This window comes from Streptomyces griseomycini, from assembly GCF_014203535.1.
Taxonomy (GTDB): Bacteria; Actinomycetota; Actinomycetes; order Streptomycetales; family Streptomycetaceae; genus Streptomyces; species Streptomyces griseomycini.
In genome coordinates this window covers 329,104-352,986 of the sequence record NZ_JACHJI010000008.1, presented here as the reverse complement: position 1 = coordinate 352,986, position 23,883 = coordinate 329,104, and the positions used below count along the sequence as shown (strand labels likewise).

Here is a 23,883-nt window from a genome sequence, read left to right as displayed (position 1 = left end):
GTGGATCTCGGACGCGGAGCCGGCCGGGGACGGCCGGGAGGGGGCACCGGTCAGCGCAGGGCCTCCGCCGCGATCCCCAGCAGTTCGGACAGCGCGCGCTCGCCCGCGTCCGTCACCTTGACCGCGCGTTCGGAGCCGATGCGGACGCACCACCGCGCCTGGAGGGCGTGCCGGCACAGGGCCGCGCCCGCGGCCCCGGCGAGGTGGGGCCGGCGTTCCGTCCAGTCCAGGCAGGCACGGACCAGCGGGCGCCGGCCGCGGCGGTCGAGGGCGATGCCGGCCGTGTCGAACCACCGCAGACCGGCGTCGGTGAGCGCGAACCCGGTGTCCCGGCGCAGCAGTCCGCGCGCGGTGAAGGCGTCCGTGACGGCGATGCCGAGCCGGCCGGCGAGATGGTCGTAGCAGGTGCGGCCCCGGGCCATCGCCGAGCCGGCGGTCGACTCCCGCAGGGTGCGCGGGCGCCGGACGGCGGTCCCCGGGGCGACCCGTGCGGCCAGCTCCTCCACCAGCTGGGCGGCCGTCGCGTCGGCCAGCCGGACGTACCGGTGCCGTCCCTGGCGTTCCTCGGACAGCAGCCCGCCCGCGACGAGCTTGCCCAGGTGCTCGCTCAGCGTCGACGCGGCGACACCCGCGTGCCGCGCCAGCTCGCCCGCCGTCCAGGCGCGTCCGTCCAGCAGCGCCAGCAGGCACGCGGCCCGGGTCTCGTCGGCGATCAGCCCGGCGAGCCGCGCCAGCCCGGCGGCCCGGGGGTTCCTCGTGGTCATGCCCTCCAGCATGGGGCACGGACACTTCGGCGCCCGCCGAAGTCATCGCGCCGTCCGCGGTCCCGTCCTGCCCGTGGTCCCGTACCGCCCGCGGTTCTGCTCACGCGGTGCCCCGCACCTGCTCGTACTGCCGGGCCAGCCCGTCCAGCAACGCCGTCAGCCCCGTCTCGAAGGCCCGCTCGTCGATCTTCTCCTGCTGCTCGGCGAGCAGATGGGCCTGCCCGAGGTGGGGGTAGTCGGCGGGATCGTAGGCGCTGGCGTCGTCCACGAAACCGCCCGCGAAGGAGCCGAGTGCGGAGCCCATGATGAAGTACCGCATCAGCGCGCCGATGGAGGTGGCCTGCGCGGGCGGCCAGCCGGCCTCGACCATCGCGCCGTAGACCGCGTCGGCGAGCCGCAGCGCCGCCGGCCGGCGGCCGGGACCGCGGGCGAGCACCGGCACGATGTTGGGGTGGTCGCGCAGCGCGGTCCGGTAGGACACCGCCCAGTCGTGCAGCGCGGTCCGCCAGTCCCGGCCGTCCTCGAACATCGACAGGTCGACCAGTGCGCTCACCGAGTCGGCGACCGCCTCCAGGATCTCGTCCTTGGTACGGAAGTGGTTGTAGAGCGAGGGCCCGCTGACCCCCAGCTCCGCGGCGAGCCGGCGCGTGGAGACGGCCGCCAGGCCCTCCGCGTCCACGAGCGCACGGGCCGTCTCGACGATCCGGTCGGTGCTGAGCAGGGGCTTGCGCGGTCGGGCCATGGCGCACATAGTAGGGCTGCCACTGTAAACTAGCAGTGCTAATTTAAATGTACGGACTTCAAGCGGCTTTCACATGGGGGACGCGGTATGAACCTGGAGCTCAGTGAGGAACAGGAGGCCGTCCGGCGGCTGGCCCGCGACTTCGTGGAGCGCGAGGTCGCCCCGCACGCCGCCGCCTGGGACCGGGCCGAGGAGGTCGACCGCGGCATCGTGAAGAAGCTCGGCGAGGTCGGGTTCCTCGGGCTCACGATCGACGAGGAGTACGGCGGCTCGGGCGGTGACCACCTCGCGTACTGCCTGGTCACCGAGGAACTGGGCCGCGGCGACTCCTCGGTGCGCGGCATCGTCTCCGTCTCCCTCGGCCTGGTCGCCAAGACCATCGCCGCCTGGGGGAGCGAGGAGCAGAAGCGGACCTGGCTGCCGGGGCTCACCTCCGGCGCGTACGTCGGCTGCTTCGGCCTCACCGAGCCGGGCACCGGCTCCGACGCCGGCAACCTCTCCACCCGCGCGGTGCGCGACGGCGACGACTACGTCATCGACGGCACCAAGATGTTCATCACCAACGGCACCTGGGCCGACGTCGTCCTGCTCTTCGCCCGCTCCACCGACGCCCCCGGCCACAAGGGCGTCTCCGCCTTCCTCGTCCCCGCCGACACCCCCGGCCTGACCCGCCGCGCCGTCCACGGCAAGCTCGGCCTGCGCGGCCAGGCCACCGCCGAACTGGTCCTCGAGGGCGTGCGCGTCCCCGCCTCCGCGATGCTGGCCCCCGAGGGCAAGGGCTTCTCGGTCGCGATGTCCGCCCTCGCCAAGGGCCGGATGTCGGTCGCGGCGGGCTGCGTCGGCATAGCCCAGGCAGCCCTGGACGCGGCCGTGCGCTACGCCGGCGAGCGCGAGCAGTTCGGGAAGGCCATCGCCCGCCACCAGCTCGTCCAGGAGCTGATCAGCGACATCGCCGTCGACGTCGACGCGGCCCGGCTGCTGACCTGGCGGGTGGCCGACCTGATCGACCGGGGCCGGCCCTTCGCGGTCGAGTCCTCCAAGGCCAAGCTCTTCGCCTCGGAGGCGGCCGTCCGCGCCGCCAACAACGCCCTGCAGGTCTTCGGCGGCTACGGGTACATCGACGAGTACCCGGTCGGCAAACTCCTGCGCGACGCCCGCGTGATGACCCTGTACGAGGGCACCAGCCAGATCCAGAAGCTGGTCATCGGCCGCGCCCTGACCGGGGTCTCGGCGTTCTGAGTACGCGTCTGAGTATCCGAGCGGATGTGGCGGCGGCCACATCCGCCGATCCTTGTCCCCATGAGCGACACACCGGTCAAGCAGCAGAGCACGGCCGCCTTCTACGGTCAGGCCGTCGCGTCCTTCGCGGTCGCCCTGGGAGCCACCGCGATCGGTATCTTCAACCTCCGGACCGACGCCTGGGTGCGCGCCTTCCTGGCCGTCGCGGTCCTGTACCTCGTCACCTCCGCCTTCACCCTGGCCAAGGTCGTCCGCGACCGCCAGGAGGCCGGGCAGATCGTGAACCGCGTCGACCAGGCGCGCCTGGAGAAGCTGCTCGCCGAGCACGACCCCCTGCAGAAGCTGTGACGGCGGGCTCGCTAAGCGCCCGCTCACCCTCGGCGGTATGGTGTTACCCCTGCCAGTGAATGGGGTGAGCGATGAGCACGGTGGAGGAGACGGCCGGCGGTGAGGCGCAGCCGTGGGACGAGGTCACGCCCGATGCGGCCCGACGGCTGCTGCTCGCCGCCGTCGAGGCGTTCGCGGAGCGCGGCTACCACGCCACGACGACCCGTGACATCGCGAGCCGCGCCGGGATGAGCCCGGCCGCGCTTTACATCCACTACAAGACCAAGGAAGAGCTGCTCCACCGCATCAGCAGGATCGGCCACGAGAAGGCCCTGGAGATCCTGCGCACGGCGTCCCGCACCGGGGGCGGCCCGACCGAGCGGCTCGCCGAGGCCGTCAGCTCCTTCGTCCGCTGGCACGCGGGCGGCCGCACCACCGCCCGGGTCGTGCAGTACGAACTCGACTCGCTCGGCCCCGACGCCCGCGCCGAGATCCTCGGGCTGCGCCGGAAGGTCGACGCCGAGGTGCGCGGGATCATCGAGGAGGGGGCGCGCTCCGGCGAGTTCGACGTCATCGACGTGCACGCCACCACCCTCGCCGTGCTCTCCCTCTGCATCGACGTGGCCCGCTGGTTCAACGTCGACGGCCCCCGCACCCCCGAGGAGGTCGGCGCGCTCTACGCCGACCTCGTGCTGCGGATGGTCGGGGCCCGGGGCCCCGGCGCCGCTCAGAGGTAGTAGCGGGCCACCGACTCGGCCACGCACACCGGCTTGTCGCCGCCCTCCCGCTCCACGGTGAAGGCGGTGGCCACCTGGACGCCGCCCGGCACCTCGTCGACCGCGGTGATCGTCGCGGTGGCGCGCAGCCGCGAGCCGACCGGGACGGGGGCCGGGAAGCGTACCTTGTTCGTGCCGTAGTTGACGCCCATCTTCACGCCCTCGACGGAGATCAGCTGCGGCCCGAAGAGCGGAAGCAGCGACAGGGTCAGGTACCCGTGCGCGATGGTGGTCCCGAAGGGCCCCGCGGCGGCCTTCTCCGGATCGACGTGGATCCACTGGTGGTCCCCGGTGGCCTCGGCGAACAGGTCGATCCGCTTCTGGTCGACCTCCAGCCAGTCGGTGTGCCCCAGCTGCTCGCCCACCGCCGCCTTCAGGTCGTCGACGGACGTGAAGATCCTCGGCTCTGCCATGTCCCGGCCTCTCGCGTCACGTAGTCGCATGCGCGTCGCTGCACACATGCCTAAGCAACTGCTTAGCATGGTCGGCGGCGCGGCCCCTGTCAACGGACCGGGCGCCCGACGGGCCGGTAGGCTCCGAGGGGTGCCCCAGATTCCAGAGAAGATCCACGAGCTCACGGTCGGCCAGCTCTCCGCCCGCAGCGGCGCCGCCGTCTCCGCCCTGCACTTCTACGAGTCCAAGGGCCTGATCAGCAGCCGCCGCACCTCGGGCAACCAGCGCCGCTACAGCCGCGACACCCTGCGCCGGGTCGCCTTCATCCGGGCCGCCCAGCGCGTCGGCATCCCGCTCGCCACGATCCGCGACGCGCTCGCCGAGCTCCCCGAGGAGCGCACGCCCACCCGGGAGGACTGGGCCCGCCTCTCCGAGGCCTGGCGCGCCGAGCTGGACGAGCGCATCAAGCAGCTCAACCGCCTGCGCGACCACCTCACCGACTGCATCGGCTGCGGCTGCCTCTCCCTGGACACCTGCGTCCTGTCCAACCCGGACGACGTCGCCGGTGAACGCCGGACGGGTTCCCGCCTGATGGTCGAGAGCGGCACCGCGGGACAACGCCGCGCACGCCGGGAACGCGCACCGGAGAGGACCCGCTGACCGCCGGCACCGGCACGGCGACGGGCTCCCGGACGGGGCCGCCGCCCCGGCGGGGCCCCGCCCGCCGTCCCGGAACCCGCGCGACCGCACCCCGCGACGCCCCGCCGCCCCGGGCGGTGTGCGCCCGGGGCGGCGGCCCCGCAGGGGCGGGCACGAGGAGCACGCGGGGCGGCCCGCCGTGCGCCCGTGACGCCGTGGGCGACCGCGGCCCGACGGCGCCTTCGGGCCCGGGCCGGCGGGCACCCGGGGACGGCCCCGGCGCCGCGCGTCGCCCCGCTCACTCGTACTCCGTGGCGCCCTTCCGGGTCAGGTACGCCGGGCTGACCGCCTTCGCGATGGCGCGGCCGCCGGTCACCGCGCTGTACCGCTCGACGGCCGGGCGGATCACCACGCCCTCCCGCAGGTGCAGCTCCCGCCCGGACACCGTCTCGCGGCCGGTGGCGGCCTCCAGCACCCGCTCACTGTCGTACGGGCCCTCGAACAGCCGCGGCACCAGCGGCAGCCGCCCCCGCAGCAGTTCCGCCGCGTCCAGCCAGCGCACCTGGCCGTCGATCTCCGCGGACACGTCGAACACGGCGTACCCGAGGGTGTCGCGCCGCCCGTCCGCGCCGTACGTCAGGTCCTGCACCCCCGCGCCGTACACCTCGCCGAAGACGCCGACGCGCCGCGCCCCCAGCCGCTCGGCGAGCTCCGCCGCCGCCTCGGCGACGCCGTGCCCGCGCACCGCCCGCCAGTACAGGTTGCGCGGGTCCTCCTTCAGCGCCAGCGACCGGGAGCCGAACCCCTTGGAGGAGACGTGCACCCGCTCCTCGCCGGCGACGTACGTCAGCAGGCAGGCCGAGCCGTGCAGCTTCTCGGTGAGCACCACGGGCTCGCCGGGGGCGAACATCTCCGGGTAGCGCTGGATGTTCTCGATGTCGACCCACGGCAGCAGCTCGGGCGCGGACTCCACCTCGCCGTTCATGGTGGGCGGTACGGGCGGCACCCACTTGGTGATGCCGAGCAGCTCCGCGAAGTCGGTGCCGTCCGCGGCCGCCTTCACCAGGTCGACGTCCGCGAGTGCCTTCGGCCGGCACACGATGCCCTGCGACAGCTCGCCGCGCAGCCGGACCGCCTTGACCCGGTCGTGGTTGCCGCCCGCCAGGCGGCCGGTCAGGCCCAGCTCCTCGATCAGGCCGGCCGGCAGCACGGCCTGCTCGGGTATGTAGAGCGCGGCGTCCCCCGTGCGGTAGGCGCCCTTGGCGACGACGGCCCGGTACAGGCCCACCTGGGCCAGCTCGAGGGCGTCGGCGCCCGGATGCTCATGGACGGTCAGGACTTCGGCGGTGACGCGCAGCGTCGACATCGGGACTGCTCCTACGCTTCTCGGGTGCGTTCCGTCGCGCCCAACTGTCCGTGGGAGAAAGAGGTGGAGCGACCGGTTTACGACCTGTTACGGTCGGGCCGCCGACGCCCGCGCGGGGCGCGCCGTCAGCCGCCCGCAGCCGTCGGCCGCGCGCCGTGCGGTGCGATCCGCGGTCCGTCCGCCCCGGTGCGGTCCCGTGCCCCCGCCGGGCCCGTCCGTGGATCCTCGCCGCCTCCGCCACCGGCTGGGCGTCGGACTCCGCCGCCCGTCCGTCCGGCAGGAACAGGGTGTCCTCCAGGCCGATGCGGGTCGCGAGCCCCAGCCGGCCCGCGCGGCGCAGCACGGGCCAGGCGCCGCCCTCCTCGCCGTGCAGCAGGACCGGCGGACCGTGCACGAGGTCCAGCTCGGACAGCAGGGCGTACGCGGACCGCTCGGCGCTCGCCGCGTCGGGGTCCGTCACCTCCGCCGGCGCCCGTGCCGCCCCGGGCGCGAGCGGCGACGCGGCGAACCGCGCCGTCCCGTCCGCACCGGACCACAGGCCGGCCTCGACGCCGATGCCCGGGTCCATGAGCGCGGCGGCGACCTCCTCGGCGCCCGGCCCGTGCCAGTTGACCGAGGCGTGGTCGGGCGGCTCGGACAGGTCCGCCCGGCTCCGTACCCGCTCCAGCCGGGCCGCGGGGTCGGGCTCCGCCCAGGCGCCCGTCGTGACGCCGACCGCTACCGGCTCCGGCAGGCGTGCCCGTATCGCCTCCAGCGTCCTCGCCGGCACCCGCGGCGACAGCGTCTCCCGTCCGCACGGCGTCCGGGGGTGGACGTGGAGGTCCGTCGCCCCGGCCGCGACCGCCTCCGCCGCCGACTCGGCCATCGCCTCCGGCGACGACGGCACCCTCGTCCCGCCGGCCGCGCTCCGGGACCCGTTCGGACACATCTGCACCCGTCGGCTCCCCGCCCCGTCCGCGCACCGATGATCTCCGACGGGGACGGCGGGGGTGCGGCGTCTCCGCCGCACCCCCGCCGTCCCCGGTGCTCCCTACTCCTCGGGCGCCCTCGGGCGCTCCTCAGGCCGACACCAGCAGCCTGGCCCGCCTGGCGTCCGCCAGGGCCTCGGGGGTGAGCACGGGGCGCGGCACCAGGATGCCGCAGTCCGCGCAGACCGGGCCCGCCGACGGCTCGTGGTCCAGGCCGTACCGCCACATGAGCCGTTCCCCCCGGCACACGGGGCAGGCCGAGCCCGGCTCGCGCTCCAGCGCGGCGATCAGCCGCCGCAGCACCTCGGCCAGCGGCTCGCGCGGATGCACCCGTGGATCGTCGCACCAGGCCACGCCGAAACCGCCCCAGGTCAGCCGGTGCCAGTCGTCCACGCTGCCCGGCCTGCGCAGCCCGTCGTGCTTCTCCTTCCTGCGTCGCTCGGCGAACTCGACCTCGTAGGCCAGCCAGACCGCCCGTGCCTCCTCCAGCTCCTCCAGTGCGGCCACGAGCCGCGCCGGGTCGACGGAGCGGTCCTCGGGGTCGAACCCGGCCCGCGAGCACAGATGGTCCCAGGTCGCCCTGTGTCCGTAGGGAGCGAACCGCTCGAGGCACTTGCGCAGCGAATAACGCCGCAGTGCCAGGTCGCACCGCGGATCTCGGACCTGTCTCGCCAGACTCCGGAAACCGGCCATCGTCCTGCACCTCCGTCACACCTGCACCTGTAGTCCGTCACTTCGGCGTCGTCGAACGGACGTCGCCGAATAGACGTGTCGACACGCGAATCGGCTCCATCCTTTTTCCGATGGCCCCCATCAGCCGGCCGCGGGGCTCGTGCGCCAACTCCCGTGGCCCGTGCTTCAGTTGTGGTCGTCCGTGCCCGGGCACGCTCACTTCCGCCCCGGGGTGCCGGCGGTGACGCACCGCCCTCACCCCGTCGGGAGGAGCCCTCCACGCCCCGGCACGCCCTGCGCACCGACCCCGACGGACTGAGAACTCCCCGCGCGGTCCACGGGTTCCTGAAGACCGCGTCGATATGCGTGCCGATCGCGCCGATCTCGCCCCCGAGGCTTCGAGCGCTCCCGGCCGGAACAGAGGAACCGCAGGTCAGGTGGCATGAGAAAGGCGGGCCGGTCCCTCCCGGCCCGCCCGGGGTCCGCTCGGCGGTACACCCGCCCGAGGCCCGCTCAGCGGTACAGCAGGTACTCCCGGCGCGTCCTCCGGAACGCCGCCAGCTCCTCCTGCCAGCCGGCCACCACCTCGTCCGTGTCCGCGCCCGCGTCGATCATCGTGCGCACCCGCGTGGAGCCGGTGAGCTTGTCGATCCAGTTGTCCGGACGCCAGGCGAACCCGTCCCACACCCGCTTGGCCGTGATCAGCAGCCCGATCCCGGTGCGCACGGGATCGAACGCCTCCCGGTCGTGCACGTGGAGCTGCACGCCCCCCACGGTCCTCCCCTGGAACTTGGAGAACGTGGGCGCGAAGTACGCCTCACGGAACCGCACACCCGCCAGCCCCAGCCCGTTCGCCCCGTCCGCCCAGCGTCCGTCGATCCCCTCGGCGCCCAGCAGTTCGAACGGCCGGGTCGTCCCGCGCCCCTCGGACAGGTTGGTGCCCTCGAACAGGCACGTCCCCGAGTACACCAGCGCCGTCTCGGGCGTCGGCATGTTCGGGCTCGGCGGCACCCAGGGCAGCCCGGAGGCGTCGTGGAAGTCCGACCGCTTCCAGCCCGACATGCGCACGGTCTCCAGTTCCACCGGCTCCCGGAGGAACTCGCCGTTGAACAGCAGTGCCAGCTCCGCCACCGTCATCCCGTGCGCCTGCGAGATCGGCTGCCGCCCGACGAAGGTCGCGAACTCCTTGTGCAGCACCGGGCCCAGCGCCGCCCGTCCCGTCACCGGGTTCGGCCGGTCCAGGACCACGAACCGCTTGCCCGCGAGCCGTGCCGCCTCCATGCAGTCGAACAGGGTCCAGATGTACGTGTAGAAGCGCGCGCCCACGTCCTGGATGTCGAAGACGACCGTGTCCACGCCGGAGGCGGTGAAGACGTCGGCGAGGGGCTGACCGCTCTTCAGGTAGGTGTCGTAGACGGGCAGTCCGGTCGCCGGGTCGTCGTGGCGGCCCTCGGAGCCGCCCGCCTGCGCGGTGCCCCGGAAACCGTGCTCGGGGCCGAAGACGGCGATCAGGTCCACGCGGTCGTCGGCGTGCATGACGTCCACGATGTGCCGTGCGTCCCGGGTGATGCCCGTGGGGTTGGTGACGACGCCGACCCGCTGCCCGTCGAGCGGCGCGTAACCCTCCGCGGCGAGCCGCTCGAACCCGGTGCGCAGCCTCCGGCCGCCTCCTGCCGGGGTCCGCCCGCGGGCCGCGTGCGCCGGGGCGGCGGACGCGGCCACCGCGGCCGTGGTGGTGGCGAGCAGGCTCCGTCTGGACAGCTTCATGCGGTGACCTCCGTGATCGCGGCGGGTGTCATGAGCACGCACGCTAGCGCGCCTGACGGCCCCGGGGAACGAACCGGACCGACCCTGTTCGGGTGGCCCCTTCCACCGTGCATACCGACCGGTTAGTCTGGCGCGACGAAGTCACCGCCGCAGCCGTCGCACGGCCGGAGCCGAGACGCGCGGGGAGCGTACGGCGGTGCCGGGAAGCCGCGTCGAAGGAGACCGATGGTGGAAGCCGTGCAGGGTGCGAAGGTGGTCGTCACGGGGGCCGGGGGCGGCATCGGGGCGGCGCTCGCCCGCCGCTTCGCCGGCCAGGGGGCCCAGGTCGTCGTCAACGACCTGGACGCAGGCCGCGCGAAGGCCGTCGCCGAGGAGATCGGCGGCATCGCCGTCCCGGGCGACGCCTCCACGGTCGTCGCCGAGGCCCGTGACGCGCTCGGCGGCACGGTCGACGTCTACTGCGCCAACGCGGGCGTCGGCCGGGACGGCGGGGAGCCCGGCGGCCCGCTCGACGAGCAGGGCTGGGCGCTCTCCTGGGACGTCAACGTGATGGCGCACGTCCGCGCGGCGCACACGCTGCTCCCGGACTGGCTGGAGCGCGGCGACGGCCGCTTCGTCTCCACCGTCTCCGCCGCCGGACTGCTCACCATGATCGGCACCGCCCCCTACAGCGTCACCAAGCACGGCGCGTACGCCTTCGCCGAGTGGCTGTCGCTGACGTACCGCCACCGCGGCGTGAAGGTCCACGCGATCTGCCCGCAGGGCGTGCGCACCGACATGCTCGACGCCAGCGGCAGCGCCGGCGACCTGGTCCTCAAGCCGACCGCGATCGAGCCGGAGGACGTGGCCGACGCCCTCTTCCGGGGCATCGAGGAGGACCGCTTCCTGATCCTGCCGCACCCCGAGGTCGCCGAGTACTACCAGGCCCGCGCCACCGACCCCGACCGCTGGCTCACCGGCATGAACCGCATCCAGCAGCACTGGGAGACGACCCGGTGACCGGTTCCCGCCGCGCGGCCCGTCCCCGGCGCGGCCTCCTCGCCGACGGCCGCCCGGCCCACCCGGGGACCGACGCGCTCAGCGCCTCCGTCGCCGGTCGCCGCGCCGCCCGCGGCCCGGAGCGCGGGAACCGGGCGGCGGCCCCGCTGCAGCACTCCCCGCTCCTCGTCCTCGCCCCGCCCGGCGCGTGGGAGGCCGGGGCGGTCGTCGTCCCCGTCGACCCGATGCACGAGTCGGGCGAGGCGACGCACGTCCTGCGGGACGCCGGCGCGGCCGCGCCCGTCCGCTCCGGCCGGGCCCGGCGGGCGTACCCGCGCGACACGGCCGCCGGCCCGCCGGTGCGGACCCTGCGTACCCTCGAGCGGCTCCCCGGGGCCCCGGACGCCGACGGCCCCACGGGGACGATCCGTGCCGGCCACGAGGCACGGGGGCGGGGCGGGCCGGGCGTTCGCGGGACTCGGCCCGGCGGGCCGGAATCCCCTCACCGCGGCGAGAGGGGGAGGCCGGACCCCCGGTGTGGCCCGCCCCCTCACGGCGCGGCCCCACGGTCGGGCCGTCGGCGGGTCCCGCCCCGCCGGCCGCCCACCGGTCCGTGAGCCGCGACCGCTTCTCCTCCTTCCGGGGGACCTCTTCCGGCGCACCGTCCCCTGCGCCGGGACCCTCCCGGACGGCGAGCCGCGCACCGGCTCCACGGACCCCGGGGGGGGCGTCCTCCGGAGGACGCTGCGAGGCGCGGCCGCGCGAGGTCGGGGACGTGCCCCACACCCGCCCGGCGGGTACCGCGTGGGGCCCGTCAAGGCCCTCACCGGCCCGCGCCCCGGCACCGAGGCGGACCCGGACGCGCTCGCCTGGTACCGCAGGGAGAAACTGGCCGCCTACACGTGTCCGCGTCAGGTGGGGGTCCTGCCCGACTTGCCGAGGACGGCCAGTGGGAAGATCCTCCGTCGGGAACTGCGTTCCCTGACGCACGACGACCGACAGCGACACGGAAAGGCGGGTGGCGGCAGTGCCCAGGACGACGGACGGTGACAGGACCCCTGTGCCGCAGCGGCTCCTGGCCGCCGCCACCCGGCTCTTCGCCGAGCAGGGCTACGACCGCACCTCCGTGCAGGAGATCGTCGAGGCGGCCGGCGTCACCAAGGGGGCGCTCTACCACTACTTCGGCTCCAAGGACGACCTGCTGCACGAGGTGTACGCGCGCGTGCTGCGCCTCCAGCAGGAACGCCTGGACCACTTCGCGGACGCCGACGAGCCGATCGAGAAGCGGCTGCGGGGCGCGGCGGCCGACGTCGTCGTCACGACGATCGAGAACCTCGACGACGCGTCCATCTTCTTCCGCTCCATGCACCACCTCAGCCCGGAGAAGAACAAGCAGGTGCGCGCCGAGCGCCGCCGCTACCACGAGCGCTTCCGCGCGCTGGTCGAGGAGGGCCAGGAGGCGGGCGTCTTCTCCAAGGCCACCCCGGCCGACCTGGTGGTCGACTACCACTTCGGCTCCGTGCACCACCTGTCGACCTGGTACCGCCCCGACGGCCCGCTCAGCCCGCAGGAGGTCGCCGACCACCTGGCGGACCTGCTGCTGCGGGCACTGCGTCCGTGAGGTCCTCCCGGCCGCCCGTCGGGTGATCGAGCAGGACCGTCGCCGCGGGGTCGCGCGGCCGCGGCCCGCACCAGTTCCACCAGCAGCCCGGCCCGCGTCACGTCGCAGGTGATGCGGCGGCGCAGTCCGGTGGGGGGTGCCTCCCCGCCCGAGCGGAGCCGAGGTCCCGGGGGAGCGCGGCCGGCCGCCGTACGGCCGTCTCCGGACCGGTTCCCGCGCGGAAGTCCACGAACGGCTCCTCGGCGAGGTCCCTGATCAGCGTCCGCCCGGCCGCCGCGAGCGGATGCCCCGGCGCGGCGATCAGCACCAGCTCCTCGTGCCGGGCCGCGTGCACCGCCAGCCCTTCCGGCAGCTCCCGCGCGTCCGGCGCGGGACACGCCGGATCCGGCTCGCCCGCCCGCAGGGCCCCGGCCGGCTCGTCCACCGCGGCGTCCCGCACGGGAGCCTGGGTCCCGGGGAACTCCCGGTGGAGGAGGCCGGTTCGCCGGGCAGGCCGACACAGGCCAGTGTCCGGACGGTGCCGGCGTCCACCCGGCCGGTGTGCGGTCCGGCCACCGCCGCCACCGCCTCCCGCGCGGGCTGCGCCCCGGCCGGCAGCGCGCGTCCCGCCTCCGTGAGCACGACCCGCCGTCCGGTGCGCTCGAACAGACCGGTGCCCCGCTCGCGTTCCGGAGCGCGGACCGAGGTGCTGAGCGCCGACCGCACGATCAGCCCGGCGCGCGCGGAGGCGGCGAGGCCGCCCTCGGTGACGACCGCCACGAAACGGCGGAGCCGCCGGATCTCCGTCCATCGATCCCGGAGACCGGCCCCGGCGAAACCATCTGCTGGACCGCGGGCCGGGCGGGAACCGGTGCTGACGGCATGGACTTCGTGCCGGCCCTCCGGCCCACCGCCCACGCCCCCGACACCCCCGCCGCACCCCGCCTGGCGGCCCGCCGGCTCCCGCGCCTGCGCGACTTCCTGCGCGCGCTGACGGACCACACGCCGTCCGGCGGCTACCGGCGTCCTACAGGTACTTCTTCAGCTCCCGCCGCGCCAGCGACCGCTGGTGCACCTCGTCCGGGCCGTCGGCGATCATCAGCGTGCGGGCCCCGGCGTACAGCTCGGCCAGCGGGAAGTCCTGGCTGACCCCGCCCGCGCCGTACAGCTGGATCGCGCGGTCGAGGATGCCGACGACCGTGCGCGGGGTGGCGATCTTGATGGCCTGGATCTCGGTGTGGGCGCCCTTGTTGCCGACGGTGTCCATCATCCAGGCCGTCTTCAGCACCAGCAGCCGCAGCTGCTCCACCGCGACGCGCGCGTCGGCGATCCAGTTCTGCACCACGCCCTGCTGCGCCAGCGCCTTGCCGAAGGCGTCCCGGGACACGGCCCGCCGGCACATCAGCTCGATCGCCCGCTCGGCCATGCCGATCAGCCGCATGCAGTGGTGGATCCGGCCGGGACCGAGCCGGGCCTGGGCGATGGCGAAGCCGCCGCCCTCCTCACCGATCAGGTTCGACACCGGCACGCGCGCGTGGTCGAAGACCACCTCGGCGTGTCCGCCGTGGTAGTGGTCCTCGTAACCGAACACCTGCATCGCGCGCTTGACCGTGACGCCCGGGGTGTCGCGCGGGACGAGGACCATGGACTGCTGACGGCGGATGTCCGCCCCGTCCGGGTCGGTCTTGCCCATCACGATGAAGACGGAGCAGTCCGGGTGCATCGCCCCGGAGATGTACCACTTGCGGCCGGTGACGACGTACTCGTCGCCGTCCCGCTCGATGTGCGTGGTGATGTTGGTGGCGTCCGAGGAGGCGACGTCCGGCTCGGTCATCGCGAACGCCGAGCGGATCTCGCCCGCCAGCAGCGGCTCCAGCCACTGCTTCTTCTGCCGCTCGTCGCCGAACTGCGCCAGCACCTCCATGTTCCCGGTGTCGGGCGCGGCGCAGTTGGTGACGGTGGGGGCGATCTGCGGGGAACGGCCCATGATCTCGGCGAGCGGGGCGTACTGGAGGTTGGTGAGGCCGGCGCCGTGCTCGGAGTCGGGCAGGAAGAGGTTCCACAGCCCCTGCCGACGGGCCTCGGCCTTCAACTCCTCCACGACGGGGACGTTCTCCCACGGCGAGTCCAGCCCGGCGCGCTGCTCGTGCGCGACCCGCTCGGCCGGGTAGACGTGCTCGTCCATGAAGGCGAGCAGCCTGGCGCGCAGCTCCTCGGTGCGTGCGTCGAACGCGAAGTCCATGTCCCGTCAGCCTTCCTGGAGAGTGGTCAGACCGTGCCCGATGAAGACGGGGACCAGATCGCCGATGCGGTCGAAGCCGCGCCCGACCGTCTGGCCCAGCGTGTAGCGGTAGTGGATGCCCTCGAGGATCACGGCGAGCTTGAACCAGGCGAACGCCGTGTACCAGGAGACCGCGGAGACGTCGCGCCCCGAGCGTGCGGCGTACCGCTCGATCAGTTCCGCCGGCGCCGGGTGCCCGGCGGCCTCGGCGGTCGTGGAGACGGGGGAGTCCGGCGTGCCCAGCGGCATGCTGTACATCACCAGCAGGCCCAGGTCGGTCAGCGGGTCGCCGAGGGTGGACATCTCCCAGTCGAGGATCGCCTTGATTCGGTCGTCCTCACCGATCAGGACGTTGTCGAGGCGGTAGTCGCCGTGCACCACGGTCGGCGCAGGGGAGCGGGGCAGGTCGCGCCCGAGCGCGGCGTGCAGTTCGTCGATCCCGGCCAGCTCCCGGTTGCGTGAGGCGTCCAGCTGCTTGCCCCAGCGGCGCAGCTGCCGGTCCAGGAAGCCCTCGGGCCGGCCGAAGTCCGCGAGGCCCACCTCGCCCGGGTCCACCGCGTGCAGCTCGACCAGCGTGTCCACCAGGTTCAGCACGGCGCCCCGGGTGCGCTCGGGGCCGAGCGGGGCGAGCTGGCCGGCCGTGCGGTAGGGGGTCCCCTCGACGAACTCCATGACGTAGAAGGGAGCCCCGAGCACCTCCTCGTCCTCGCACAGCAGCACCGGAGCCGGCACCGGCACGGCGGTCGGGTGCAGCGCGCTGATGACACGGTGCTCGCGCTTCATGTCGTGCGCGGTGGCCAGGACGTGGCCGAGCGGCGGCCGGCGGACGACCCACCGCGCGGTGCCGTCGGAGACCGCGTACGTGAGGTTCGACCTGCCGCCCTCGATCAGCCGGCCGGAGAGCGGGCCGTTCACCAGGCCGGGCCGTTCCCGTTCGAGCAGGCCGTGCAGCCGGTCGAGATCGAGTCCGGGCGGGTGGTCGGGGCTCATCGTCGCTCCTCCAGGCAGGCGGAAACAGTACCCGCTTATGATGCCGACCGGTCGGTATGGCGTCCAGAGCGGGAGCGAAACGTGATCGGGGCCACGATAAGGCCCGGGGCGCCCGGCGTCCGTCCGGCCTCACGCGGACGGCGCACGTCGGGCCGCTCGGCTTGCGCGACGCGGGGCGACCTCGGAGGGTCGGACGCATGAAGGCGATCAGGTACTCACGGTACGGCGGTCCCGAGGTGCTCGGGCTGGAGGAGGCCGACGAGCCCCGGGTCGGTCCCGACTCGGTGCTCGTGAGGGTCCGGGCGGCGGCCGTCAACCCGGTCGACTGGAAGTGCCGCGAGGGTCACCTCGATCCGCTCCTCCAGGCCGTCTTCCCGGTGATCCCGGGCTGGGACGTCTCGGGCGTGGTCGTCCGTCCCGGGGTCGCCGTCCCGGAGTTCGCCCCCGGCGACGAGGTCATCGGCTACGTGCGCGAGGACTTCCTCTCCCGGGGCACCTTCGCCGAGTACGTGGCCGCCCCGGTGCGCACCCTGGCGCCCAAACCGCGCAACCTGACCTTCGAGGAGGCGGCCGGCCTGCCGCTCACGGGCCTCACCGCCTACCAGGTCCTGCACGACGTCCTCGAGGTCAAGCGCGGCGAGACCGTCCTGGTGCACGCCGCGGCCGGCGGTGTCGGCTCCCTCGCGGTCCAGCTCGCCGCCCACCTCGGCGCCCGGGTCATCGGTACGGCGAGCGAGCACAACCACGACTTCGTCCGCCGGCTGGGCGGGGAGCCGGTGAGTCACGGCGAGGGCCTGGCCGAGCGGGTGCGCGGACCGGCCCCCGGGGGCGTGGACGCGGTGTTCGACACGGTCGGCGGCGACACCCTGAGGACCTCCGTGAACCTGCTCGCCCCCGAGGGCCGCCTGGCGTCGATCGTCGACCCCGAGGTGGTGGACCACGGCGGCCGGTACCACTTCGTCCGCCCCGATCCCCGGGACCTGCGGCGCCTGTCCGAACTGGCGGAACAGGGCGTGGTGAGCGTGCACGTCTCGGAGACGTTCCCGCTGGAGCGCGCGGCGGACGCCCACCGGCTGAACCAGGAGGGCCGGACCCGGGGCAAGATCGTGGTGACGGTGGCCGGGGAGACGGAGGGGTAGGCCCCGGCCGGCGGACGGGCCCCCGGCCGGGAGGGGCCGGGAAGGAGCCGCCGGCCCGGACGACCGGACCGGGGAAGGGCCGTCAGCCCTGGACGACGAGGGCCGCCCCGCACACGGCCAGCGCCACCGTGCAGAGCACCGCCGCGGACGCGTACCGGGGATCGGGCGCCCCCGGCTCGCTCGTGGCCGCGAGGGCGCGGATGCGGCGGTGGGCGAGGCCCAGGAACCCCAGCCAGCAGGCGCAGCACAGGGCGCACGCGACGATCCCGCCCGCCGACGCCCCGCCGGCCAGCGCGCTCTTCCCGGCGAGCACGGCCACGACGGTGCCCGAAAGCGTCGTGCGCCGCCAGGCCAGGCGGGTCCGCTCGGGCTGCAGTCCGGGGTCCCGGACCCGCTCCCGGGACGCCGGCCCGGTCATCCCTCCCACCCCACGAGCACGACGACGACCATCGCCACGGCCACGACCGCGACGACGAGGCTCAGCAGCGCCGGGAACCGCGACACCGGAAGGTCCTCGCCGCGCCGCATGGCCCGCTCGCAGCGCACCCAGTGGTTGATCGCGCGCAGCGCGCACAGCACGCCCGCGGCGAGCAGCGCGAGCGCCAGTCCGACCCGCCAGCCCCAGCGCAGGTCCGGCAGGAACTGGTCCACGGCGAAGCCGCCGCCGACCAGCGCCAGGGCGGTCCGCAGCCAGGCCAGGAAGGTCCGTTCGTTCGCCAGCGAGAACCGGTAGTCGGGCGTCGTGCCCTCCCGCCGCACGCCCTCGGGCACGAACCACAACCGGACGTTCCGCACGAACTCGATCATGCCGGCGACCCTACCGGGGGCGGGTGCCCGGGGGCGTCGCCGGTGCGGCCCGCTACCTTTCGGCCATGGAGGTTCCCCCGTCGCTCGCCGGGTACGCGGTGCCCGGTCACGGCATCGCGCCCGCCGAGCACCTGCTCGACCTGCCCGGCTTCTGGCCCGCGTACCTCGGCTCGGTCTGGGACGAGCTCGCCCGCGAGCCGGAGCTGTTCGGCGCCGACGCGGCCGACGTCGACGCGGCCGCCGAGGCGCTCCACGACGCGACCGAGGTGTGGCCCGCCCACCGCGTCCCGCTGCCCGGCGGGCGGGTGCTGTGGATCGTGCACGGCAACTTCCCGGACGAACCGAGCACGGACTACCTGCTCACGCGTCCGGACCGGACCCGCGAGACCCGGCTGGCCTCCCTCCCGGGGCACCACGCCGGACTGTCCTGGCGCGACCTCGTCGCCGTCGCCGGCGCGGTCCCCGCGGACGCGGAGGGGGTGCGCGACCCCGACCTGCGGCTCCTGCTGCTGCTCCCCGCGTACGGCGACTTCGAGACGCCGGCCGACGAGGCGACGCGGCGGATCTCCGCCGCGCTCACCGCGGTCGGCGTGCCCGCCGGGTCGGCGCCCGGAACCGCGGGGCTGTTCCTGGACCACCCCTTCTGGGAGGCCCCCCTCTGGCCCGCGGGCGGCGAAGACCTGCTCAGCCTCCCGGCGGGGCCGACGGACCCGACCGGTCCGACCGGTACGCCCTGAGCCGCTCGTACGCCGCCCGTCCGTCCGGGACCCACTCCCACTCGTCCAGGCGCCGCTCCAGCTCGGCCTCCGGCAGGAAGCCGTGCCAGGCCACCTCCTCGGCCTGCGGCCGCACGGGCAGGTCGCAGCGGACCTCGTACACCGCCGACCACCAGGTCCGGCCGGCGCCGTCGTCGTACAGGAACCGGAAGAGGGGCTCGGGGCGCGGCAGCCCGGTGACGCCCAGCTCCTCCTCGGCCTCCCGCAGGGCCGCCGCGTCGTAGTCCTCGCCCGCACCGACGACCCCGCCGACGAACATGTCGTACAGGGAGGGGAAGACCAGCTTGGTCGGGGTGCGCCGGTGGACGAAGACCCGGTCCTCGGCGTCCCGGGCCAGGACGAAGACGCAGCGGTGGCGCAGCCCCCGGGCGTAGGCCGCACCGCGCGGGGAGCGCCCGATCACCCGGTCGTCCTCGTCGACGATGTCGATGATCTCGTCGGCGGCGCTCATCCGGCCCTCCAGGCAGGCCCGCCCGTCCCGGCCCGGCACGGGCCCGTCCGACCGCTCACCCCGCCACCCGCACCGCGGGCACCGGCGCCGGCACCGGAACCGGCCGCACGACCCCCTGCGGCATCGCCGGGTGCACGCCCAGCAGCACGATGCCCGCGACGATCGCCGCGAGCCCGCCGGCCTCCCAGGTCAGCGCGCCCGTGTCGGTGCGCAGCCGGTCACCGAGGAAGCCGACGCCGCAGACGATCCCGGCCAGCGGCTGGGCCGCGGTCAGGGCGGGCAGGGACATCCGCAGGGGAGCGGTCTCGAAGGCGCTCTGCACGAGCACCAGCCCGGTCACGCCGAGGGCCGGCACCGCGTACGGCTGCCAGCCGGTCAGCAGCTCCGCGAGGCCGCCCTCGGCGAAGCGCTGCCCGCTCATCCGCGTCAGCGCGTCCTGCACGCCGTACAGCAGCCCCGCGGCCAGTGCCAGCAGCACGGGGCCCCGGGTCAGCCGCGTCCGCCTGGCGCACCCCGTGAGCAGCAGAGCCAGCCCGACCATGCCGCCGATGATCAGCCAGTGCCGCAGCGGGTCGGCGGGTGCGTGGCCGCCGCTCGGCCGGCCCGCGCCGACGAACGCCGTCACCCCGCCCGCGAGCAGGACGAGGCCCGCCCAGCCCCGGCGGCCCAGCGCCTGCCGGGTCTGGTGGCGGGAGAGCGCGAGCGCGAACAGCAGGTTCGTCGCGAGCAGGGGCTCCACCAGGGACAGCTCGCCCTGGCCCAGGGCGGCCGCGCCGAGCCCCATGCCGGCCACCATGAGGGCCGTGCCGCCCAGCCAGCGCGGCACTCTCGCCAGGTCGAGCAGGAGCCGTGGGGAGAGGAAGTCGCCGAGCGGAGCCCGCTGGGCCGCGTTCTGCTGGAGGACGAAACCGAAGCCCAGACAACAGGCGGCACTCAGGGCGAGCACCAGTACCGGAACCGACACGCTGCGTACCTCGATGATCATGCGGGGTCACGGACGCGTAGGAACCGACTCTAGCCGCTGCCCGCCCGCGGTGCCTCCGCCCGGAGCCGCGGAGGAGGGCGGGCTCCGGCGTGCCGCCCGTGCCTCCTTCCGTCCTGTGTGCGTCACAAGTTCCCCTGTCGTCACAGCAGTTGACGCGTGTAACGCCTCGGGCGCCCTTGACGCCGTCCGTGGGCTGGCGGTTTGCTGTGAGTGATCAGTTCATGGCAATCGGCAGCCGACCACTGCCGTACCGACCGCCCGCCGTGGACCGAGCCACAAGAAGAGCGCGTGAGGAAGTTCCGCGGTGCCCCCACCCCCGCCGCCCCTCGGCCGTGCCCGCAGACGCGCGGCGCAGGCCTTCGACGAGGCACTCGACGACGCCGAACTCGTCGCCGCGCGTGCCGCACTGGCGCAGGGACGCTGGCAGAACGCCCGCTCGCTGCTGGTCCACACGGGGGACGACTGGGACCGTCGCGGCCACCGCGTCACGGTGCTCGCCCGGGAGTCCTACTGTGCCGCCTGGGCCCGCGAGTGGCTGCTCGCCGAGCCCGAGTCCGGTGACGCGTCCGTGCTGCTGGCCATGGCACAGGTCCGGCGCGCACTGCGCGGCAAGGACAAGCCGGCCCACGCCCGCGAGGCCTGCCGGAAGGCCGCGGGGCTCGTGCCCGCGGACCCCACCCCGTGGCTCGGTCTGCTCCTGCTGGAGTGCGCCCAGGGCGCCGAGGGGGACGTGGTCCGGCTCTTCGAGCAGATCCGCACCCGCTACGCGGACCACCACCACGCCCACCACCTGGTGGTCGCCTGGCTCGCCGAGCGCCGCGTGGAGGCGGGCCCGGACCCGCTGCACGAGGTCTACGACTTCGCCAACTGGGCGGCCGAACAGGCGCCCGCCGACTCGCCGCTGGCGATCCTGCCGGTCATCGCGCACGCCGAGCGCTACCGCGCGCTGGCCGCCGCCGGGCACGAACCCCCCGATCCCGCCGTCTCCGGACACTGGATCGGCCGTCGCGCCCGGCAGGTGATGAAGGCCGCCTTCGACTGGTGGCTGGAGTGGGAGCAGGAAGGCCATCCCCGCCGCCTGGTCGACCTGAACTTCCTCGCCCACGCCAAGGTCTGCGAGGGCCGGGGCGCCGAGGCGGCCGCCCTGTTCCACCGCATCGGCGACCACGCCACCCCGGCGCCCTGGTCGTACCCCGAACGCGACCCCCTCACCGCCTTCCGCACCGCCCGCGCCGCCGCCCTGGGCACGGCATGACCCGGACCCCGCCTCCCACCCCGCACCCTCCCGACCCAGCCGCCGCAACCACACCCGACCCAAGGACGGTCTCCCGATGACGACGGACAGTTCGAGCACGAGCAGATCCGCGGCCGAGAGCATCAGCACCTTCAAGGGGCAGGAGCGCGCCCTGCGCGCCGACCGCCTCGGCACGGGGGGCCTGCTGCTCTCCGTCCTCGCCGCGACCGCGCCCCTCATGGTGGTCGCGGGTGTCATGCCCACCACATTCGCGGTGATGGGCATCGTCGGCCAGCCGCTGCTCTTCGTGGTCCTCGGCACGGTGCTGGTGCTGTTCAGCCTCGGATACGCCGAGATGAGCCGGCACGTCCACAACGCCGGCGCCTTCTACGCCTACATCTCCCGCGGACTCGGCGGCACCGCCGGAGCGGGCGCGGCCCTGGTCGCGCTCGTCGCCTACAACGCCCTCCAGGTCGGCATCTACGGCATCTTCGGCTTCGAGGTCTCCGGCCTCCTCGCCACCCACGCCGACCTCGAGGTCGCCTGGTGGATACCGGCGCTCGCGGCCGTGGCCGCCGTCGGAGCGCTCGGCTGGCTGAAGATCGACGTCAACGCGCGCGTGCTCGGCGTCCTGCTCGTCATCGAGGTGCTGCTCGTCGTCGTCTTCGACATCGCGGCCGTCGCCGACCCCGGCAAGGAGGGCCTGTCGCTGCACGCCTTCGACCCGGACACGCTCACCGGCGCCGGCGTGGGCACCGCCCTGTGCTTCTGCATCGCGGCCTTCCTCGGCTTCGAGCAGGCCCCCGTGTACGCGGAGGAGACCAGCAGACCGCACGTCCTGGTGCCGCGCGTGATGTTCCTCGCGGTCACCGGCGTCGCCGTCTTCTTCGCCCTCAGCAGCTGGGCGCTCACCGTCGCCACCGGCCCGTCCGGGATCGTCGGCACCGCGCAGGAGCAGAGCGCGGGACTGCTGTTCTTCCTCACCGAGGACCGGCTCGGCTCCACCTTCACCGACGTCCTGCACGTCCTCTTCGTGACCGGCATGTTCGCGGCGATGCTCAGCTTCCACAACGTCGTCGCCCGCTACGCCTTCGCCATGGGCCGCGAGGGCCTGCTGCCCGCCGCCTTCGGCCGCACCACCGGCGCCAGCGGCGCCCCCGGCACCGGCTCCCTGCTCCAGACCGTCATCGCCGCCGTGTTCGTCCTCGCCTTCGCGCTCACCGACGACAAGCCGGCCGGCGACCCGACCGCGCCGGTCCTGCACCTGTTCACCTGGGGCGGCAACATCGGCGCGCTCGGCGTGATCGTGCTGATGGCGATCGCCTCCCTGTCCGTCGTCGTCTTCTTCGTCCGGCGCGGCGCCGCGGGTGCCCAGGCGTGGCGGCTGGTCACCTCCTCGCTGGCGGGCATCGCCCTCGTCGTGATCGCCGGCTACACGGTCAGGGACTTCGACGTCCTGGTCGGCGCGGGCCCCGGCTCCTCGCTGAGCTGGATCCTGCCCGGCGTCATCGGCCTCGCCCTCGTCGTCGGCCTGGTCCAGGGAGCGGTCCTGCGCGCCCGGGCCCCCGAGACGCACGCCCGCATCGGTCTCGGCAACGAGGCGTTCCGGCTGGAGAAGGAAGCCGGGCGCACCTCGTAGGAAGCGGTGGCCACGCAGGCCCACCGGGCTCCCGCGCCCCCTGGCCCGACCGGGGTGCGGGTGCCCGGGCGGGGCGGTGGACCCCTGGCCCCCCGGAACGCCCGGCCCCTCGAACGTCCGGCCCCGAACGGCCGCCGGAAGCCCCGGTCCGCCGGCGGGAGCCGGAGCACCGCGCGCAGCCGCACGACCGCGCAGCGCCGGACGGCCCCCGTCCACGACGGACCGGCCCCGGCCGCCGGCACGGCCGCGCCGGGCACCGGGCAAACGCCCCGGCCCCGGCGGGTCGGCGGACCCACCGGGGCCGGGGAACGGCGAAACGGCTCAGGAACCGAAGTCCAGCAGGACCTTGCAGGACCTGCTCCGGTCCGCGGCGAGCGCGAACGCCGACTCCGCGTCCCGCGCCGGGAGGACCGCGCTGACCAGCCCGTCGAGGGCGGACCCGGCCGCGAGCAGGTCGAGCGCCGCGTCGAACTCGCCGTCGAAGCGGAACGACCCGCGCAGCTCGATCTCCCGGCTCACCACGAGGTTGCCCGCGAACGGGCTCTGCCCCGGCGGCAGCATCCCCAGCTGCACGACGACCCCGCCCCGCCGCACGCGCCGCAGGCACGCGTCCAGCCCGGCGGCCACGCCCGACGCCTCGATCGCCACGTCCACCTCGTCCGGCCACCCCGCGTCCTGCGGATCGTCGGCGCGCACGAGCGCGTCCGCACCCGCGACGCGCCCGTACTCCAGGGCCCGGGGCAGCAGGTCCGTCACGGTCACCTTCGCCGCGCCCGCCGCCTTCGCCGCCGCCACGACCAGGCAGCCGATGGGGCCGGCCCCGGTGACCAGCACCTGCCGGCCGGCCACCTCCCCGGCCCGCCGCACCGCGTGCAGCGCGACGGACAGCGGCTCGGCGAGCGCCGCCCGGCGCGGCTCCAGCCCGGCGGGAAGGGACCGCAGCTGCTCGGCGGGCACCACGATCCGGGCCGCGAAGCCGCCCTGCACGTGCGGGAAGCGCGCCGCGCTGCCCAGGTACCGCGTGTCCCGGCACACGTTGCGCCGCCCGTCCGCGCACTCGGGGCACACCCCGCACGGGGTCGCCGGGTGCACGGCGACCGCCGTACCGGTGGCGGGGCCCGAGGCCCCGTCACCGTAGGAGACGACCGTGCCGACGACCTCGTGCCCGGGCAGCATCGGCTCGCGGAGCCGGAAGTCGCCCACGCCGCCGTGGCGCCAGTAGTGCAGGTCGGACCCGCACACCCCGCCGTACCGCACGGCGACCAGCGCCTGCCCAGGACCGGGGACCGGCACCGGCACCTCCTCGACCCGCAGGTCCCCCGCGCCGTGGATCACACAGCCCAGCATCCG

General features: G+C 74.8%; 24 protein-coding genes and 3 pseudogenes. 11 read left to right on the top strand and 16 right to left on the bottom strand.

Annotated elements, in window-relative coordinates:
• Window positions 1-50 precede the first annotated feature (50 nt).
• Window positions 51-776 carry an ArsR/SmtB family transcription factor gene (locus FHS37_RS24105; RefSeq protein WP_373304230.1) on the bottom strand — a complete coding sequence of 242 codons (726 nt, stop codon included), beginning with the start codon at window positions 774-776 and terminating at the stop codon, window positions 51-53.
• Between the two features lie 88 nt (window positions 777-864).
• Window positions 865-1,506: a TetR/AcrR family transcriptional regulator gene (locus FHS37_RS24100; protein ID WP_184824690.1), complete on the bottom strand. Its 642-nt coding sequence runs from the start codon at window positions 1,504-1,506 to the stop codon at window positions 865-867.
• Between the two features lie 87 nt (window positions 1,507-1,593).
• Here FHS37_RS24100 and FHS37_RS24095 point away from each other — a divergent pair, with 87 nt between their 5' ends.
• From FHS37_RS24095 to FHS37_RS24085, 3 genes are all read left to right on the top strand, one after another.
• Complete coding sequence (locus FHS37_RS24095; RefSeq protein WP_184824688.1) at window positions 1,594-2,745, top strand: acyl-CoA dehydrogenase family protein; 1,152 nt, start codon at window positions 1,594-1,596, stop codon at window positions 2,743-2,745.
• A gap of 60 nt (window positions 2,746-2,805) precedes the next feature.
• Window positions 2,806-3,093, top strand: a complete 288-nt coding sequence (locus tag FHS37_RS24090; RefSeq protein WP_184824686.1) for a YiaA/YiaB family inner membrane protein — start codon at window positions 2,806-2,808, stop codon at window positions 3,091-3,093.
• 71 nt (window positions 3,094-3,164) lie between these two features.
• Entirely contained in the window at window positions 3,165-3,809 is a 645-nt protein-coding gene (locus FHS37_RS24085) for a TetR/AcrR family transcriptional regulator (RefSeq protein ID WP_184824684.1), read from the top strand.
• Here the strand turns inward: FHS37_RS24085 and FHS37_RS24080 are convergent.
• Window positions 3,800-4,261, bottom strand: coding sequence for a MaoC family dehydratase (locus tag FHS37_RS24080; RefSeq protein ID WP_184824682.1), 462 nt, complete (start codon window positions 4,259-4,261; stop codon window positions 3,800-3,802). The genes FHS37_RS24085 and FHS37_RS24080 overlap by 10 nt on opposite strands.
• A 130-nt stretch (window positions 4,262-4,391) precedes the next feature.
• Between FHS37_RS24080 and soxR the strand changes: the two genes are divergently transcribed.
• On the top strand, window positions 4,392-4,901 hold the full coding sequence (gene soxR, locus FHS37_RS24075) for a redox-sensitive transcriptional activator SoxR (RefSeq protein ID WP_184824680.1): 510 nt from the start codon (window positions 4,392-4,394) through the stop codon (window positions 4,899-4,901).
• A 277-nt stretch (window positions 4,902-5,178) separates the two neighbouring features.
• On the opposite strand, the gene FHS37_RS24070 is transcribed toward soxR, so the two are convergent.
• The 4 genes and pseudogenes from FHS37_RS24070 to FHS37_RS24055 form a co-directional block, all read right to left on the bottom strand.
• Entirely contained in the window at window positions 5,179-6,246 is a 1,068-nt protein-coding gene (locus tag FHS37_RS24070) for an RNA ligase (ATP) (RefSeq protein WP_184824678.1), read from the bottom strand.
• Window positions 6,247-6,448: 202 nt separating this feature from the next.
• Window positions 6,449-7,174, bottom strand: a pseudogene (locus FHS37_RS24065) (3-keto-5-aminohexanoate cleavage protein); the annotation flags it as partial.
• A 130-nt stretch (window positions 7,175-7,304) separates the two neighbouring features.
• Entirely contained in the window at window positions 7,305-7,907 is a 603-nt protein-coding gene (locus tag FHS37_RS24060) for a hypothetical protein (protein ID WP_184824676.1), read from the bottom strand.
• A 492-nt stretch (window positions 7,908-8,399) separates the two neighbouring features.
• Entirely contained in the window at window positions 8,400-9,653 is a 1,254-nt protein-coding gene (locus FHS37_RS24055) for an exo-beta-N-acetylmuramidase NamZ family protein (protein ID WP_184824674.1), read from the bottom strand.
• Between the two features lie 225 nt (window positions 9,654-9,878).
• On the opposite strand from FHS37_RS24055, the gene FHS37_RS24050 reads away from it, so the two are divergent.
• The 3 genes and pseudogenes from FHS37_RS24050 (at window position 9,879) to FHS37_RS24045 (ending at window position 12,252) form a co-directional block, all read left to right on the top strand.
• A complete protein-coding gene (locus tag FHS37_RS24050; protein ID WP_184824672.1) occupies window positions 9,879-10,652 on the top strand; it encodes an SDR family oxidoreductase in 774 nt (257 codons plus the stop codon).
• Between the two features lie 768 nt (window positions 10,653-11,420).
• Window positions 11,421-11,681 (top strand): annotated as a pseudogene (locus tag FHS37_RS41325) (AMP-binding enzyme); the annotation flags it as partial.
• Window positions 11,659-12,252 carry a TetR/AcrR family transcriptional regulator gene (locus tag FHS37_RS24045; RefSeq protein ID WP_184824671.1) on the top strand — a complete coding sequence of 198 codons (594 nt, stop codon included), beginning with the start codon at window positions 11,659-11,661 and terminating at the stop codon, window positions 12,250-12,252. The pseudogene FHS37_RS41325 and the gene FHS37_RS24045, both read left to right, overlap by 23 nt.
• Window positions 12,253-12,349: 97 nt before the next feature.
• Here FHS37_RS24045 and FHS37_RS39805 read toward each other — a convergent pair whose 3' ends face one another.
• The 4 genes and pseudogenes from FHS37_RS39805 to FHS37_RS24030 form a co-directional block, all read right to left on the bottom strand.
• Window positions 12,350-12,691, bottom strand: coding sequence for a LysR substrate-binding domain-containing protein (locus tag FHS37_RS39805; RefSeq protein ID WP_229889765.1), 342 nt, complete (start codon window positions 12,689-12,691; stop codon window positions 12,350-12,352).
• 221 nt (window positions 12,692-12,912) lie between these two features.
• Window positions 12,913-13,011: pseudogene (locus FHS37_RS40830) on the bottom strand (LysR family transcriptional regulator); the annotation flags it as partial.
• 247 nt (window positions 13,012-13,258) lie between these two features.
• Window positions 13,259-14,473: an acyl-CoA dehydrogenase family protein gene (locus tag FHS37_RS24035; protein ID WP_184824669.1), complete on the bottom strand. Its 1,215-nt coding sequence runs from the start codon at window positions 14,471-14,473 to the stop codon at window positions 13,259-13,261.
• Window positions 14,474-14,479: 6 nt separating this feature from the next.
• Complete coding sequence (locus FHS37_RS24030) at window positions 14,480-15,502, bottom strand: phosphotransferase family protein (RefSeq protein ID WP_184824667.1); 1,023 nt, start codon at window positions 15,500-15,502, stop codon at window positions 14,480-14,482.
• A 197-nt stretch (window positions 15,503-15,699) separates the two neighbouring features.
• On the opposite strand from FHS37_RS24030, the gene FHS37_RS24025 reads away from it, so the two are divergent.
• Window positions 15,700-16,641: an NADP-dependent oxidoreductase gene (locus tag FHS37_RS24025; RefSeq protein ID WP_184824664.1), complete on the top strand. Its 942-nt coding sequence runs from the start codon at window positions 15,700-15,702 to the stop codon at window positions 16,639-16,641.
• Between the two features lie 82 nt (window positions 16,642-16,723).
• Here FHS37_RS24025 and FHS37_RS24020 read toward each other — a convergent pair whose 3' ends face one another.
• Together FHS37_RS24020 and FHS37_RS24015 are read right to left on the bottom strand one after the other, a co-directional pair.
• Window positions 16,724-17,059, bottom strand: a complete 336-nt coding sequence (locus FHS37_RS24020; protein WP_184824662.1) for a DUF202 domain-containing protein — start codon at window positions 17,057-17,059, stop codon at window positions 16,724-16,726.
• Entirely contained in the window at window positions 17,056-17,448 is a 393-nt protein-coding gene (locus FHS37_RS24015; protein WP_184824660.1) for a YidH family protein, read from the bottom strand. The genes FHS37_RS24020 and FHS37_RS24015 overlap by 4 nt, the downstream gene beginning before the upstream one ends.
• A 65-nt stretch (window positions 17,449-17,513) precedes the next feature.
• Between FHS37_RS24015 and FHS37_RS24010 the strand changes: the two genes are divergently transcribed.
• The gene (locus FHS37_RS24010; RefSeq protein WP_184824658.1) at window positions 17,514-18,185 is read left to right on the top strand and encodes a hypothetical protein; all 672 of its coding nucleotides are present in this window, start codon (window positions 17,514-17,516) and stop codon (window positions 18,183-18,185) included.
• On the opposite strand, the gene FHS37_RS24005 is transcribed toward FHS37_RS24010, so the two are convergent.
• Together FHS37_RS24005 and FHS37_RS24000 are read right to left on the bottom strand one after the other, a co-directional pair.
• Window positions 18,133-18,675, bottom strand: coding sequence for an NUDIX domain-containing protein (locus tag FHS37_RS24005; protein WP_184824656.1), 543 nt, complete (start codon window positions 18,673-18,675; stop codon window positions 18,133-18,135). The genes FHS37_RS24010 and FHS37_RS24005 overlap by 53 nt on opposite strands.
• A gap of 55 nt (window positions 18,676-18,730) precedes the next feature.
• Window positions 18,731-19,660, bottom strand: a complete 930-nt coding sequence (locus tag FHS37_RS24000) for a DMT family transporter (RefSeq protein WP_221500190.1) — start codon at window positions 19,658-19,660, stop codon at window positions 18,731-18,733.
• Window positions 19,661-19,964: 304 nt separating this feature from the next.
• On the opposite strand from FHS37_RS24000, the gene FHS37_RS23995 reads away from it, so the two are divergent.
• Window positions 19,965-20,915 (top strand): hypothetical protein, encoded by a 951-nt coding sequence (locus FHS37_RS23995; protein WP_184824654.1) that lies wholly within the window; start codon window positions 19,965-19,967, stop codon window positions 20,913-20,915.
• A 76-nt stretch (window positions 20,916-20,991) separates the two neighbouring features.
• Complete coding sequence (locus tag FHS37_RS23990) at window positions 20,992-22,533, top strand: APC family permease (RefSeq protein WP_184824652.1); 1,542 nt, start codon at window positions 20,992-20,994, stop codon at window positions 22,531-22,533.
• 321 nt (window positions 22,534-22,854) lie between these two features.
• Here FHS37_RS23990 and FHS37_RS23985 read toward each other — a convergent pair whose 3' ends face one another.
• A complete protein-coding gene (locus FHS37_RS23985; protein WP_184824650.1) occupies window positions 22,855-23,880 on the bottom strand; it encodes an L-idonate 5-dehydrogenase in 1,026 nt (341 codons plus the stop codon).
• Between the last annotated feature and the right edge of the window lie 3 nt (window positions 23,881-23,883).